Source organism: Streptomyces sp. NPDC016469 (genome assembly GCF_040632905.1).
In the GTDB taxonomy this organism is placed as follows: Bacteria; Actinomycetota; Actinomycetes; order Streptomycetales; family Streptomycetaceae; genus Streptomyces.
The window spans coordinates 73772-88541 of the sequence record NZ_JBEYCQ010000024.1; the positions used below are offsets into that span (position 1 = coordinate 73772).

The 14770-nt window shown below is 71.3% G+C and carries 13 protein-coding genes; 2 read left to right on the forward strand and 11 right to left on the reverse strand.

The window, feature by feature from the left end; translation table 11 throughout:
- Positions 1 to 4: 4 nt before the first annotated feature.
- Genes ABZ565_RS25480 through ABZ565_RS25530 form a run of 11 tightly spaced genes read right to left on the reverse strand, consistent with a single transcriptional unit; the run spans position 5 to position 10274 of the window.
- Positions 5 to 1978, reverse strand: a complete 1974-nt coding sequence (locus tag ABZ565_RS25480) for a putative baseplate assembly protein (protein WP_361031215.1) — start codon at positions 1976 to 1978, stop codon at positions 5 to 7.
- The gene (locus tag ABZ565_RS25485; RefSeq protein ID WP_164404606.1) at positions 1975 to 2409 is read right to left on the reverse strand and encodes a GPW/gp25 family protein; all 435 of its coding nucleotides are present in this window, start codon (positions 2407 to 2409) and stop codon (positions 1975 to 1977) included. Before ABZ565_RS25485 ends, ABZ565_RS25480 begins: the two co-directional genes overlap by 4 nt.
- Before the next feature lie 6 nt (positions 2410 to 2415).
- Positions 2416 to 2697, reverse strand: a complete 282-nt coding sequence (locus ABZ565_RS25490) for a PAAR domain-containing protein (RefSeq protein ID WP_361031218.1) — start codon at positions 2695 to 2697, stop codon at positions 2416 to 2418.
- A gap of 37 nt (positions 2698 to 2734) precedes the next feature.
- Complete coding sequence (locus ABZ565_RS25495; RefSeq protein ID WP_361031221.1) at positions 2735 to 4642, reverse strand: VgrG-related protein; 1908 nt, start codon at positions 4640 to 4642, stop codon at positions 2735 to 2737.
- Positions 4639 to 5439, reverse strand: coding sequence for a peptidase M23 (locus tag ABZ565_RS25500; protein ID WP_361031224.1), 801 nt, complete (start codon positions 5437 to 5439; stop codon positions 4639 to 4641). The genes ABZ565_RS25495 and ABZ565_RS25500 overlap by 4 nt, the downstream gene beginning before the upstream one ends.
- Before the next feature lie 5 nt (positions 5440 to 5444).
- Positions 5445 to 5885, reverse strand: a complete 441-nt coding sequence (locus tag ABZ565_RS25505) for a phage tail protein (protein WP_143616874.1) — start codon at positions 5883 to 5885, stop codon at positions 5445 to 5447.
- 16 nt (positions 5886 to 5901) lie between these two features.
- The gene (locus tag ABZ565_RS25510) at positions 5902 to 7629 is read right to left on the reverse strand and encodes a hypothetical protein (protein WP_361031227.1); all 1728 of its coding nucleotides are present in this window, start codon (positions 7627 to 7629) and stop codon (positions 5902 to 5904) included.
- 28 nt (positions 7630 to 7657) lie between these two features.
- Positions 7658 to 7801 carry a DUF6760 family protein gene (locus ABZ565_RS25515; protein ID WP_018099790.1) on the reverse strand — a complete coding sequence of 48 codons (144 nt, stop codon included), beginning with the start codon at positions 7799 to 7801 and terminating at the stop codon, positions 7658 to 7660.
- Positions 7798 to 8232, reverse strand: a complete 435-nt coding sequence (locus ABZ565_RS25520; protein WP_361031230.1) for a hypothetical protein — start codon at positions 8230 to 8232, stop codon at positions 7798 to 7800. The genes ABZ565_RS25515 and ABZ565_RS25520 overlap by 4 nt, the downstream gene beginning before the upstream one ends.
- Positions 8232 to 8675, reverse strand: coding sequence for a phage tail protein (locus ABZ565_RS25525; protein ID WP_018099792.1), 444 nt, complete (start codon positions 8673 to 8675; stop codon positions 8232 to 8234). Before ABZ565_RS25525 ends, ABZ565_RS25520 begins: the two co-directional genes overlap by 1 nt.
- Positions 8676 to 8735: 60 nt before the next feature.
- Entirely contained in the window at positions 8736 to 10274 is a 1539-nt protein-coding gene (locus ABZ565_RS25530) for a phage tail sheath subtilisin-like domain-containing protein (protein WP_361031233.1), read from the reverse strand.
- Positions 10275 to 10564: 290 nt separating this feature from the next.
- Between ABZ565_RS25530 and ABZ565_RS25535 the strand changes: the two genes are divergently transcribed.
- Positions 10565 to 14176, forward strand: a complete 3612-nt coding sequence (locus ABZ565_RS25535) for a hypothetical protein (protein ID WP_361031236.1) — start codon at positions 10565 to 10567, stop codon at positions 14174 to 14176.
- Positions 14177 to 14192: 16 nt separating this feature from the next.
- A complete protein-coding gene (locus ABZ565_RS25540; RefSeq protein WP_361031239.1) occupies positions 14193 to 14735 on the forward strand; it encodes a hypothetical protein in 543 nt (180 codons plus the stop codon).
- The last annotated feature ends 35 nt before the right edge of the window (positions 14736 to 14770 follow it).

The window sequence follows — 14770 nt, forward strand, 5'->3', positions numbered from 1 at the left end:
GGTGTCAGGCTCCCCTCACGCGGAGCTGGTGCTCGTAGCTGAAGACCAGCGCGTGCCGGTCGAGCGGGATCTTGGTGGTGGCGTCGGTGCGCTCGCCGGTCACCGGGTCGGCTCGGTAGAGGCGTACGTCCTCCACCAGGTCCACGCCCGGCACCCGCTGGAGCACGGCGAACGCCTCGCCGGACTGGACCGGGCGCCCGAAGGGCCAGCCCTGCCCGTTGGGACCGCCGGTCAGGGGGTTGAAGTACCCGTACAGCGCGGCCAGTGCCGCGTCGCGCACCCGATCGCGGTCCGCGCCCGGCTCGGCCTGGACCGAGGCGACGACGGTGACGCCCTGGTAGAACGGCGGTTCGACGGCGAGGCGGGCGCCGATCGGGCGGCGCTCGTCCAGGTGTCCGGCGATGAGGCGCAGGGTCTGGGCGGGCGGGACCAGCTCGTCGAACTCGATCCGGCCCTGGTCGTCGCTGCGCCCGGCGGGCACGACGAGGAGCCGTACGCCCTGGGCGGTGGCGTCGCTCTCGTCGCCGTCGGCCCCGGCCCGGATGCAGTGGACGCGGGCGGCGTCCGGGGCGACTTCGCGGGCGAGGAGTTCGTAGTCGTGCGGGACGACGGCCCGGTGGAGGGTGCGCAGGGTCATCGGGCCGCGCACCCGGGCGCTGTCGACGCTCTCCCCGTCGACCCCGCCGAGCGCGGGTCTGCGGTTCTCGACGCGGGCCACGTACGGAATCGCGCTGCGCAGGATCTTCAGGGTCGAGCGGGCGACGTTGCCGCGCAGCCCGCCTCCGGTGCGGTACGCACGCACCCGGACCGTGGCGCCCTTTGCGGGGACGGCCCCGTAGTAGCGGATGGTGCCGTCCCGTTCGCGTACGGCTGGGCCGAACTCGACGCGGCCGGAGTTCGGGTCCAGGGTGATGTGCCGGTCCTCCGGGCCGGAGTGCGCGAAGTCGTCGACCCTGGTCCAGCGGGTGTACTCCGGCTCGGGGCCGCTCGCCGGGTCCGCGACCTCGACCACGAAGTCCCCCGGCACGACGGGCGAGCGGGCCAGGGTGAACGCCTGGCCGGGTACGCCCTCCGCCGCGCCGAGCACTTCGTCGGTGATGGTCTCGGCGTGCTCGGCGGCGACGGTCGCGCCGATGGTGAAGGCGGTGACGGACCGGACCACGGGGGGCGCCAGGTAGGTCGGGCGGCCGGGCTCGGCCTCGATCAGGCGGCAGCGCAGCCAGCCGCCGGTGCGCCGGACGACGGCGGCCGGGGTGTGGGTCCTCGGCAGGTGCACGATGAGTTCGCCGGACCGGTTGAAGCCGCCCGTGTCGTCCTTCTCGACCTCGCAGGCCGCCCAGGCGGTCCCGTCCCACGCCTCCCAGACCAGGGGCGGGCGCAGCGGGTCCACGCCGACGCCCTCGACGCGGCAGTCGAGCCGCAGGACGACCACCCCGGCCGGCACGGCGGCCGACAGGCCCACGTAGAGGCAGTCACCGGGGGCGGGGGTGGCGCCGAAGCAGGCCACGTCACGCCCGATGGCGAGCTGTTCGGTGCGGTCGACCACTTCCCCGGCGGCCGGCCAGGTCGCCAGGTGGGCGAACGAGCAGGGCACGACGGTCAGTTCGGACGAGGTCGTGAAGACGACCGCCTCCTCCGTCTCCGTACGGACGGTCGCCACCTCGGTCCCGGCGCGCACCACGACCGGGTCGGGGCGGGGTGCGGACAGTCTGAAGGTCACATCGGTGCGCGCGGCCGTCGGCGGGTGCAGCCGCACGCCGATCAGGTCGAGGAAGGTGAGGTAGCTCTTCTCCGGCACCCGGTTCACCCGGTAGACAAGCTGGTCGACCATCGTGGCGAACGCCTCGATGAGCGTCACGCCCGGGTCCGACACGTTGTGGTCGGTCCACTCCGGGCAGCGCTGCTGGACCAGGCGCTTGGCCTCGTCCACCAGGCCCTGGAAGCGGCGGTCGTCCAGCTGGGGACTGGGCAGCGTCACGCGCCGGCCTCCTCGTCGTCGGGGTTCGTCTCCGGTCCGTGCGGCGGGATCACGTAGAACGGGAAGACGAGGTTGCGCGGGTCGTTGGAGCCGCGCACCGTGTAACCGATGTCGATGTAGAGCACCCCGCTGTCCGCCGCGTCGAAGCGGACGGTGACGTCGGCGACCTCGATGCGCGGTTCCCAGCGTTCGAGGGCGAGGCGCACCTCGTACGCGAGTTGCCCGGCCGTTCCGGCGTCGGCGGGGGCGAACACGTAGTCGTTGACCGCGCAGCCGAACTCGGGCCGCATCGGGCGCTCGCCCGGTGACGTCGCGAGGATCAGCCGGATCGACTCCTCCAGTTCGCGTTCGCCGCGTACCAGCGCGATCGACCCGGTGGCATCCGTACGCGGCGGGAAGGCCCAGCCGGCCCCGATGAACTGCTCTCCCATGTCCGTTCAGCCTCCGATCAGCACCGTGGGACAGCCCGAGAGGATCGGCGCCCCGCAGCCGCTCAGGTCACCGACACGGGCGGCGGGCCTGCCGCCGATGAACACGCTCCGGCTGCCCGGGGGCGCGATCGGAGTCGGCGGGTGGCCGAGCGGCGAGGCGCACTGGTGGGTGGTGCCGACCGTGGCCGCGGGCCTGCCGCCGATCAGCACCGAGACCACCCCGGGCGGCCCGACCGTGCCCGGGTGACCCGTGGGGTCGCCGACCCGGGCGGCTGCTGCTGACGGCATGCGGGGCGCTCCTGTTCGCTGTGGGTGTGGTGGTACGTCAGTTGAGCTGGACCATCGGTGCGTTGACGGAGACCGAGCCACCGCTCTTCACGTCCGTGCGCCGGCTGCCGTCGACCGTGACCTGGCCGCCGCGCACCTCCACCGCACCGTCGGTGGACAGGGCGACCTTGCCGTTGCCGCCGTTCAGGGCGAGCCCGCTGCGGGAGGTGAGGGTGACGCTCTCTCCGGTGAGTTTCAGCTCGCCGCGCCCGGCGTCCAGGGAGACACCCTTGGCTGCCGTGACGGACACCTGTTCCTTGGCCTCGATGGTGACGCTGCCGTCGCTGTTGATCACGACGGCGGTGCCCCGGCGGTCCAGGTCGATGGTGAGCTTCCCGTCGCCGGTCCGCAGCCGTACGCCCTGCGGGCCGTTCGCCGCGTCCAGCAGTTCGAGCTGGTTGCCGCTCCTGGACGCGAAGGCGCGGCGGTTGACGGCGCCGGTGGTGGGGTCGACCAGGTCGCCGCCGCCCGCGTCGGGCGCGCCGGGGGTGCCGGATGTCCCTGGGGCCCCGGCGCCGCCTCCCCCGCCGGGCCGGTCCTTGCCGTTGTACAGCCCTGCCAGCACGTAGGGCCGGTCCAGGTGGCCCTGCTCGAAGCCGACCAGCACCTCGTCGCCGACCTCGGGGATGAATGCCTCGCCACCCCCCGTGCCGCCGGACTGCGCCGTGCGCGCCCAGTCGCTCGCGTATTCGTCGGACAGCCAGGGGAAGCGCACCTTCACCCGGCCCGATCCCTCCGGGTCCTGGGTGTCGGTGACCGTCCCGCTGACCAGGCCCGCCCAGCGCGGACCGCTCCCGGACGCGCCGGAGGCCGCCGTGAGCCCGAGCAGCGAGCGCTCCTGCTGACCGGACACGGTGATCCAGGTCTCGTAGCCGCGTACGGCGTCGAAGACGTGGCGCGAGGAGGTGACGGTGTAGCGGCCCTCGAAGGGCGCGCCGACCGCGTTGAGGGCGACCGCGCTGCCCGCCGTGACCTCGGGGTTGCCCCGGATCACCGCCTCCAGTTCCGCGAACGAGCCCGCGATGCGCTCGGCCAGCGCCCTCGCCGCCTGGTCCACCTGTGCCTGGGTGCCGTACGCGGCGTCGGTGACGACGAACCGGGCGTCGCCGAAGGGGGCGGCGACCTCGGCCGCCGTGAGGCCGAGGTCCAGCGTCGCCGACTTCCCGGCGGGCGACCGGCCGACCAGCGGCTCCTTGGCACCGATGTCCCAGCCGCGCACCTCGACCTCGGAGACCTGCTCGGCGGCGGAGACCCCGGCGCGGCAGCGCAGCAGGTTGCTGCCGAGTTCGAGGACGAGCGGGTCGCGGTCGGCGCGCGCGGAGCTGTCCGGCGCCCCGCTCGCCTCGGCGGGCCGGGTGATGTGCAACTGCCCGTCGCGCACGTATGCCTGGGCGCCCGCCTCCTCGGCGAGTCCGCGCACGAACTCCCAGTCGGTGACGTTGGGCTGGGCGAGGTGCTCGATGACCGGGCCTGCGATGTCCACGGTGCCGGGTTTGAGTCCGGCGCGCTGGGCGACCTGGCCGCAGATGTCGGACAGGGTCATGTTCTGGTAGCTCGCGACGCGCCGGCCCCGCAGCAGCCGGTGTGATTCGTCCAGTCCCCGGACCACGGTGAAGGTGCCGGTCTCGTCCAGTTCCACCTCCAGGGCGGTGACCGCTCCTTCGAGGAGCGGTTTCGGGGCGGTTCCCCCGCCGGCCCTGGCGAGGAGCCGGGCCTCGCTGCCGATCTTCAGGCCGGTCTGTTCGAGCAGGACGCGGTCCGGGTCGCGGAACCTGAGCAGGAAGAGATCGGGGAGCGTACGGCTGTCGTCCACGTATCCCTCGACCAGCGTGTTGAGGAACTTCGCGGGCAGCGGGCGGCCGTCGAACTCGACCACCAGCGCACTGGTGACCCCGGGGCGCGTCATCGCCCCACCCCCCGGCCGCCGTTGTCGTCCAGCCGGCTCAACTCGTCCAGCGCGGGCAGCAGCAGCTGCGTGCCCGGGGCCAGCCTGATCGGGTCATCGATGCCGTTCGCCTCGGCGATGACCCGCCAGGCGCCCGCGTCGCCGTACTCCCGGTGGGCCAGCGACGGCAGCGAGTCCCCGGACGCGACCCGGTGCACCCGCCTGGCCGCCAGCGCCCCTGACGTGGGGTTCTGGCCGGGCGTCTCCCCGCTGATCTCCTCCATCGTGACCTGGCACACGGCCCGGATCGGCACGCCCGACGTGGTGAACAGCGTGTACTTGGCGGCGACTTGGCTCACGTAACCCGGGAATCCGGTCAGCCCTCCCCAGTGGAACACCACCCATGGCGGCGAAGAACGCTGCTGCTGCCTGGTCTCGTTCGTCGGTACGCAGCACGCGAACAGCTGCTCCACCGCCGTCACGACCCGGGTGTCCTGGGTGTCGCCCGCGTCGAAGAACATCTCGACGGTCAACTTGCTGGGCTGCGAACCCTGGTACTCCGGCGGGCCCGAACTCTTCGCGCCCTTGGCCGGGGTGCGCTTCCAGGAGGCCGCCTTGGTCAGGCTCAACTCCTTCGGGTTGAACTGGAAGTCGATCCGCCCGCACGGGCCGCCTGGGGTCAGCCCGCCCCCGGTGGGCGGTGTACGGAGCTCCAGGTAGGCGTGCTCCAGCTTCGGTCTGGCCGAGCCGCCCTTCGCGGCGGACGCCACCCCGGACGTCCCGGCCGCGCTGAAGGCGATGGGTCCCGCGCCGCTCACCGCGCTCAGCCCTCCATCACATAGCCGTGGTGGGCGATCTCGATCGTCTCCATCGCGACCTTGGGCGACTCCGGGGTGAACGAGGGCCCGGTCCAGCGCACGGGCACCACTTCGAGCAGCCCCCACTGGGCCACCTTGCGGCCGTCGCCGGTCCGCGCCTCGATGTGCGCGGTCTTGCGGCTGAACCCGGTCGTCATCGTGGCGAACCAGCGCGCCACCTTCTCGGTCTCCCGGGTGAGCGGACGCGACAGCTTCACGTTGGAGTACTTCAGCCGGGTCGGCAGCTGCCACACGTGCCCGTTGTTGCCGCCCTCCTCGCGGGTCTCCAGGACGACTTCGCAGCCCAGCCCGTCACAGGTGTTGAACGACCCGAGCTCGATGTCGTCGATCGTCACGACGAAGCAGACGCTGACAGCGGGGTCGTCCGGGGCGGGGGCGGTGGCCATGGCGCGTGCCTCTCGATCAGTGACGGGTGTTGATGAGGGAGCCGGAACGTTCGCGTTCGAGCCTCAGGTCGGCCTTCAGCAGTCTGCTGAGGGGTGCGTAGAGCGCCCGGACCAGCTCGTCGGTGACGGGTGGCGCCTGCGGTGTCCCGTCGGGGTTCACGGACGAGCTCGTCGTCGCCGCCGGTTGTTCCGTGGCCGGCGGCTCGGGCTCGGGCCCCGGCTCCGGACCGGGTTCCGGCAGGGGCGGCGGCGGGGGCTCCTCGGCGGTCTCCGAGTCCCGCTGGACGACCGGCCGCGAGGTGCCGTCGCGGGGTGCGGACGGGAAGACGACGCTCCCGTCGGCCATCCGCTGCGCCACCCCGGCCGCCACGGCGACGGCCCCGGCGTTCCGCACGGAGGCGGGGACGCGCGGCCCCCGTCCGCCCGCCGGTTCCGGCCGGGCGGGTGGCGGGGGTGTCCCCCGCTGTACGGGGGCCACCGCACGCTGCAACGGTGCCGCCGGGGCACTCCGCGCCCCCAGTCCCCCCGGTGCTCCCAGCGCTCCCAGCGCTCCCGATGTGATGCCCGCGACCGGCTCGGTCGCGGTCCAGCGGACGGCCACGGCGGGCGGCTGGTCCGGGGGCGCCGGGACGAAGGGCGACGGCCCGGGCGCGCTGCCGTCGGCGCCGGCGCCTTCCGCCGCGCGCTGGACGGCCGGAGTGCCGCCGGGGACGTCGGCCGTACGGAGGGTCAGGGGCCGGTCCCCGAGCAGGGGTGCGGTGGGGCGGTCGGGGGCTGCGGGCGGCGGGTCGGTGGTGCGCTGCACCGGGGCGGCGGGATGGTCGCGGGACGGGGGCTCGGCGGCCGCCGGTGCGCCGCCCTCCGGCTTCAGCGGGGCGTCCCCCAGGAGCGGCGCGACCGTCTCCGTCCCGGTGGGGGTGTCCGGGGTGCCGGGTGCCTCGGGGATCAGCGGTTGCGCGCTCTCGCCGGGGCCGGGCACCGGGTCGGCCGCATGGGCCGGCGGCTCGGCCGCGTGGGCCGGCGGCGGGGCGCTGTCCCGCTGCGCCTGGGGCGGCTCCGGGGGCTGGACCGCCTTGCGCTGGGCCGTGGGCGGCAGGCCGGACAGCGGTGCCCCGAGGCCGCCGGTGCGGCGGGACGGAGGCGGGGGTGGCGCCGGACTCGGTGGTCCGTCGGCGGAGGTGCGCTGCACGGGCGGGGCGCCCGGGGCCGGGGTGCCGGGCTCGGTGGTGTCCGCGTGAGGCGCGGGGCCCACCGGCTCGGTGCGCCCGTCCGGGGGTACAAGGGGCTGCTCGCCGACCAATTGGCGTAGAGGCAGACCGGCGGATGCCGAGGCCGGTCCGGCCGAGGTGAGGTTCGGCAGGCCGTCCCCGTACGCCCGCTGGACGGCGACCGCGTCGCGCCGCGTACCGGGGCGCGCCGGCATCGGCATCTCGACGGCCCGCTGGACCGGTGGGGGCGGGCTTCCCGGGGCGGCGTCGACCACACCGCGTACCAGGCCGGCGGGGGCCTCGGGAGTCACCAGGTGACCCAACGGCTGCCCCAAAGCTGCATTCTGACGTATGATCAGTCCCGCCTCGAAACCGGCCGGGTTGGTCAGCAGCTCCTGGCCCGTGACGGACCGCTGCACAGGTTCCAGCCGGCTCACGTCGACCCGGTCGGCCCGGTCCGGCCCCGCCGGTCCGGGGAGCCGCGAGGGCGGGGCGTCGGTGGAACGGCCGCCGCGCAGCCAGGACATCAGCCCCATGGTTCCTCGTCCTCCTCCGTGCTCCTGGCTACTGCCCGTTGAGGCGGGCGACCTGTGCGACGAACTTCAGGCGTTCCGGGTGCTCCAGGTCCAGCAGGTCGTCCAGCGGCCAGTGGAAGTGGTAGGCGAGGTACGCGACCTCCTCGTAGAGCAGGTCGGCCGCGTACGTCACGATTCCCCCAGGCGACCGCCGGCGAGATCCACCGCGAACTCCTCGTCGCAGGACGGACAGGTGACGGCCGCGCGGGTGTGCCCCTCGGCGTTGATCCGGCGGTAGAAGTCCTGGAGGAACGCCAGGTCCGATGCGAACAGGTCCTCGATGACACCTGGATGGATGTCCTCGACCGTCCCGATCCGGGTCACCACCCGGGAGATCAGCACGACCGAGAGGTACGCGGAGTTCTCGCGGACCCGGTCGTCGCGCAGCGGAACCAGCTCGTCCCGCGCGGTCGCCAGCCGCATCACCCCGCTGCGGTGCACGGTGCCCGACTCGTCCACGTAACCGCGCGGCAGCTCGAAGGTGAACTCGGTCCGCAACGGTTCGGACCGTCCCGTACCCGTGTCCCGTTCCGGTGGCGTCTGGAACTGGACCGTACGCCGCATCAGTCGAGCTCCATGCTCTCGTACGTGATCGCCAGCTTCTCGGTGAGCACCGAGGTGTCACCGGCCTTGAGCGTGCCGATCTCCAGTGACTTGGGCCAGGCGTTGATGAGCTTGTACCGCTTGATCGGCAGCCCCTCGTAGTCGTACACGATGACGGCGCCGTTGCGGCGGGCGTTCGTCATGCGGCCGAAGCGGGAGTCCTTGATCCAGCGTTCGAAGCTGTTGTCCTCGGTCAGACCGCGCGTGACGGTGACCTCGCCGGCCTTGGGGCGGCCGGGCAGCTTCTTGATGGCGTACTTGCCGTCGGCGGTGTTCTGCTTCAGCTCGATGACGTCCTGCTCCATCTTCAGACCACTGACCTCGGTGATCTGCTTGATGACGACGCTGTCGAATTCGAGACCGAAGGAGTGCCCGACGGAACTGTCGAGATCGGGAAGTGGCACCACAGGCTCCTTACGCCAGGTTCGGGAACGGGCCGGTCACTGAAGGTCGGCGCGCGCCGGTCACTCGTCCACGCCTCCGGTCCCGCCGGTCAGCTGGGACAGCCGGAACACGACGAACTCGGCCGGCTTGACGGGCGCGACGCCGATCTCGCACACGACCTGCCCCGCGTCGACGCTCTCCGGCGGGTTGGTCTCGCGGTCGCACTTCACGTAGAACGCCTCGTCCGGGGTGAGGCCGAACAGCGAGCCCTTGCGCCACTCGTTGACCAGGAACGCGGAGACCGTGCGCCGGATCCGGGCCCAGAGGGCGTCGTCGTTCGGCTCGAAGACCACCCACTGCGTGCCGGCGAGGATCGACTCCTCCAGGTAGTTGAAGAGCCGCCGCACGTTCAGGTAGCGCCACGCCGGGTCGGAGGCCAGGGTGCGGGCGCCCCAGACCCGGATGCCGCGTCCGGGGAAGGCGCGGATGCAGTTCAGCCCGATCGGGTTGAGCAGGTCGTGCTCGCCCTTGGTCAACTGCGTCTGCAGGGCCACCGCTCCGCGCACCACCTCGTTGGCCGGAGCCTTGTGCACGCCGCGCGAGTCGTCGTTACGGGCCCAGATCCCGGCGATGTGACCGCTCGGCGGTACGAGGGTGGCGCGGCCGGACGCGGGGTCGGCGACGCTGATCCACGGGTAGTAGAGGGTGGCGTACTTGGAGTCGAAGTTCGCCCGGTCGGTGCGCCAGACCCGGACCTGTTGCGGCGTCAGGCCGGGCGGCGGGTCCAGGATGGCGACCCGGTCGCCCATCAACTCGCAGTGACCGATGAGCGCTTGCTGCACCGCGACGACCGCTTCCAGGTCGAGCAGCCCGCGTTCGTACGCGCCCATCAGGTCGGGCACGGCGATCATCGTGACGTCGTCCACCGCTTCGAGGCCGCCCAGGCCCGTGCGGCGGTCGGCGTCGCCGACGTACACCTCGGGGGCGAGCGCCCCGGCGCTTCCGGCGGGCGGGGCGGCGGGGGCGAGGGTCACCGACTGGGGCGCGGGACGGGCGGGGGCGGCGCCGCGCCCCGACTCCCGTATCTCGATCAGCTCCGACGTGGCGTTGACCCGGGTGGCGACGTTCTCCTTGCTCCGCTTGGTCGTCACGGACGGATAGGTCTCCGCGACCTGACCGTCGCGCTTCACGATCAGCTGGAACACGTCGGACGGCGGGTCCTCGCCCTCAGCCTCCACGACCTCCACGCTGATCTCGCCGGCCACTCCCGGTTTCGGCTTGACGGCGTACGGCCCGACCTGGACCTCGGAGCCCGCCGCGAGCTCGCCCTCCGCTCCCCCGGCCACGGTGTCCGAGCCGTCGCCGATGCGGACGACGTAGCAGATGCCGCCGCCGTTGGCGAAGAAGCCGTAGACGCAGGTGGCGAGGTACGTGCCGTCCACGAAGTCACCGAAGGTGCTGACGAACTGGCTCCAGTTCGTGATCAGCGTCGGCTCGTCGAACGGGCCGCGCTGGGCGAACCCGACGAAGGCGGCGACCGACGTGCCCACCCCCTCGATCGGCCGGGAACCGGACTCGACCTCTTCGACGTAGACACCCGGGGACAGGTACGACGGCATAGGGGGCCTCTCCTTGACGTGCTCCTCGACGTGCTTCCCACCCAGTCGCGTGACAGCTGCCCGACCGGGGAACACCGGCGATTCTCGCCACTTCGGCGATCACCGGGAACGGATACTCGGCCGCCCTGCCGTGCATGGGGAGCTGCCCGATGAGGCAAGGAGGCGGCGCCGGGCGCACCGCACGGGCCTGCCCCGCCCCCGTCCCGCCGGCGCTCCCTCCGCCCCGGGGGCGCCCGGCAGCCTGGCTAGCCACCGTGTGCGGGCGGAGCTGTGCTGGCGGGAGGGGACGTATGAAGGCGGGTCCCGAGAAGTCGCCCGCCGCCGGGTCCCGTACCGGCTCTCCTCGTACGGAAGCGGCCCCCGCCCCCACGCCTGCGCCCGCCCCGGCGGCGGCCCCGGACCGCCGCAGTCTTCAGCGGCTGCAACGCGCGGCCGGCAACGCGGCCGTCTCGCGTCTCGTCGCCCAGCGCTACACGGCCCCCGTCAAGCCGTCGCCCGCCCAGGCCCCGGGCTTCCGGGGCGTCAAGGCGGACATCGCGGCGAAGAAGCAGCGGATGGCCCAGCACCGGCCGGCCGCGACGGAGTCGAGGGCGTCACAGGACGCCGCCGTCGCCCCTCCGGATGACAAGGAGGCGCAGGGCAAGGCGGCGAACGCGGAGAAGATGAACGCCGCGAAGCCGGGCGAGTTCGACAAGAAGGCGTTCATCGACGCGGTGAACAAGGCGATCGACGCGCAGGCGCCCAAGAACCTGGACGACGCCGACAAGTTCTCCAAGTCCGGCAAGGCGGAGCGGGTCAAGGCGGAGGTCGACGGCAAGGTCTCGGACGGCAAGGAGGCGTCGGCCAAGGACATCGACACGGCGACGAAGGCCCCGCCGGACACGTCGGCCGCCAAGGACAAGCCCGTCACCCCGCTCACCCCGGACCAGCCGCCCGGCAACCCCGGGGCGCCGTCCGCCGCGGCCGCGATCCCCGAGAAGCAGCCGGCGGCGGTCACCGACTTCTCCCAGGGCCCGGCGCAGAACGACAAGGCGATGGCCGACGCCGAGGTCACCGAGGAGCAGCTCGCCAAGGGCAACGAGCCGGAGTTCAACGAGGCGCTCAGCGCGAAGAAGACCGCCGAGGCGGACTCCGCGAAGGCCCCGGCGAAGGGCAGATCGGCCGAGAACCAGCAGCTGAGCGCCGCGAAGGCGGGCGCCGCAGCCTCGGGCGCCGCCGCGATGAGCACGTTGACCACGACGCGTGCGCAGGCCGGACAGAAGGTGGACGGCGGCAAGGGCGAGACCAAGTCGAAGGACGAGAAGAAGCGCGCCGAGGTCACGGCGAAGCTCCAGAAGGTCTACGACGGCACGAAGAAGGACGTCGAGACGACGCTGTCCGGCCTGGACCAGAAGGTCGACGCGGCCTTCACCTCCGGGGAGAAGGCGGCCCGGGACGCGTTCACGGCGGACCACAAGCGCCGGATGAAGAAGTACAAGGACAAGCGGTACTCCGGCTGGACCGGCAAGGCCCGCTGGGTGAAGGACAAGTTCGCGGGCCTGCCGGAGGAGGCGAACAGTCTCTACCAGGAGGCCCGCAAGCTGTATGTGTCCCAGATGCAGACGGTGATCTCGTCGGTCGCCGACATCATCGGAACCGAGCTGGGCAAGGCGAAGGCCCGGATCGCGAAGGGCCGGGGCGAGCTGAAGGCGGAGGTCGACAGACTCCCCGCCGATCTGCGTCAGTTCGGCGAGGAGGCCGCGAAGGACTTCGCGGGCAAGTTCGACGACCTGGAAGCGACGGTCAACGAGAAGTCGGAACAGCTGGTCCAGGACCTCGCCCAGAAGTACACGGCGGCGCTCAACAAGGTCGACGAGGAGATCAAGAAGCTCCAGGAGGCCAACAAGGGGCTGATCGACAAGGCGAAGGACGCGATTGTCGGCGCGATCAAGACGATCAACGAGCTGAAGAACCTCCTCCTCGGCATCCTCGCCAAGGCCGCCGGCGCGATCATGAAGATCATCAAGGACCCGATCGGCTTCCTGGGCAACCTGGTTGCGGCCGTCGGCGCGGGTCTGAACCTCTTCATCACGAACATCGCCGGCCACCTGAAGACCGGGCTCGTGTCCTGGCTGCTCGGCACGGCGGTGAAGGCGGGCCTCGAACTCCCCCAGAAGTTCGACATGAAGGGCATCATCCAGCTGATCGGCTCCCTCCTGGGCCTGACCTGGGCCAACATCCGGGCCCGCGTGACCCGCAAGGGCGTCCCCGACCAGGCGATGACGGCGGTCGAGTCCTCGGTCCCGGTCGCCCAGAACATCGCCCGGGAGGGCCCGGCCGGGGCGGTCAAGGAGATCCAGGAGGAGGCGGGCGACCTCAAGTCCACCATCCTCGAAAAACTCACGAGCTACCTGATCCCCACGGTCATCATCGCCGGCATCACCTGGATCCTCTCCCTCCTGAACCCCGCCTCCGCGTTCGTCCGCGCGGTCAAGGGAATCATCGACATCGTCACGTTCGTGGTGAACCAGGGCGCCCAGATCGTGGAGTTCGTCAACTCGGTCCTGGACGCGGTGGTGGCGATAGCCAATGGCGGCAAGGCGGGCGTCCCCAAGATGGTCGAAACCGCCCTGGCCGCGAGCGTCCCCCTTCTGATCGGCTTCCTCGCCTCCCTGCTGGGGATCGGCAGCCTGGCCGCGAAGGTGAAGAGCGTCTTCCACGCGGTGTCGCGCCCGGTGAACCGAGCGATCGACAAGATCGTGAACTTCATCGCCAAGAAGGGCAAGGCGCTCTGGGCGAAGCTGAAGAAGAAGGACGGGAACAAGGGCGCGGACGCCGCCAGCACGAAGGATCCGGCCAAGGAACGCGTCGCCATCACCGCTGCCGACCGCATGCTTGCGGCCGGCCCGCAACACGATTCCGCCACCGAGCAGCTCTCCTCACTGTCAAAACGGCACAACGTACCGATGCGTCTGGTCACCGAAACGACCGACACAAAGGGCGAGCACGTGCACGTCCAGACCATGAAGACGCCATCCCGCGTGCTGCCCGCGGTCGACGCAGCGCAGCAACAGCAGCTGGACGACCTCAAAGCGCAGTTTGTAGGACTGGCCACGACGCTGGGGTGCGACAGCGGCAAGGCCGCGGCAGTGGCCACATACCGGCCAGGCCGCGGATCAGTCGACGACTTCATCCGAGAGATGGAGAGCCGCGCGATCAAAGTGGTAGGAACCGCCCGCAACGCGCCAGGGGTCGTTAAAGCAGACCTGCAAAAACTCGGAATGGACTTCGCGCTGCGCCGACAGGGAACCGCCGGCAATCCCGGTGAGTTCGCGAACGTATTCGAGTACTACATGACGTTATGGGCTGACAAACGAGCCGCAGCGGCGAAGAAGATGCGGGACGACTTCGCCCAGGGGCTGCGTGAGCAGCCGACCAAGCGCGAGTTGAAGGAAGAGACTGCGCGTACTGCCTTGGCCGAGCTGCAAGGGTCGCCCAGTGGCGCGACCAGCGCCCTCTATCGTGACCGGGCCAACGTCGAAAACCTCGACAAGGATGGCGTCAGGGCCGATCCCAATCTCACGGACGACCAGCTTGAGGCCCAGATCAGGGCCCAAGCCGGCCAGCTAAAATTCGGTTCCACAACCGGTGCCGCCTACCACTCCCGGGCGCATCGGAACGAAATCCCGGAAAGCCGCCGAGAGGCCAGAGCGTTCATCGCGAACTACCACGCCGCAGCGGAGACGGTGGTCAGAGAGGGGCGGGCGCAGTTCTATCCGGCAGGAGGCGGATCCAGGCAGGTGCGGTTCATCGTGGAGACGATGGATGACGCGGGACAGCCCGTTACGCTCACCGTCATGATATACGCACGGGCCGACGGCCGGGTCGTGATGGCGACCTTCGGTTCCTTCCTCAAGAACTGAAAGGGAGACACGAACCATGGTGCGATACGGCTTTCCCCGCCCGGATGCGGAAGGCTACTTCGCCGGATTCGAACGCGCCATAGACGTTCTGGCGAAGACTCGCGGAAGCGACCGAGCTCGAGCAGCAACACTCGGCGACGCGCTTGCGACCGTGCTCGGCATCTGGCTACTGAGTCTGCAGAACACTTCGACACCGTGGGCCGGCCAGCGCCTGAACGCGTTCTACGCCCGCGTCCTGCACGCCTTGGACGAGTACGGCGGCGACTTCGCCGTGTACCTCACCGAACTGGACTTCGCGCTCGAGAGCGAAACGCCCACCGGCTGGTACGACGCATGCTTCACCCGTAGCGTAGTGGAAGTCCTGCTCCGTGAGGCCGGCCTGTCCCCTGCGGCGTTGGTCGCGTCCGACTGGGTGGAGGCAACGGATGAAGAGATGCGTGAGGCCGCAGGCAATGCGACGCCTCTGCCGGCCGAGGTGATTCCCCGGAACATGCCCGGCGAGCATTGGTGGTGGTTCGCCGCTTACGGAACGCCGAATGCGGTCGATTGCGAGTACTGAGCCATTGGTGGGCACTCGGGTGCACTGACGCATGT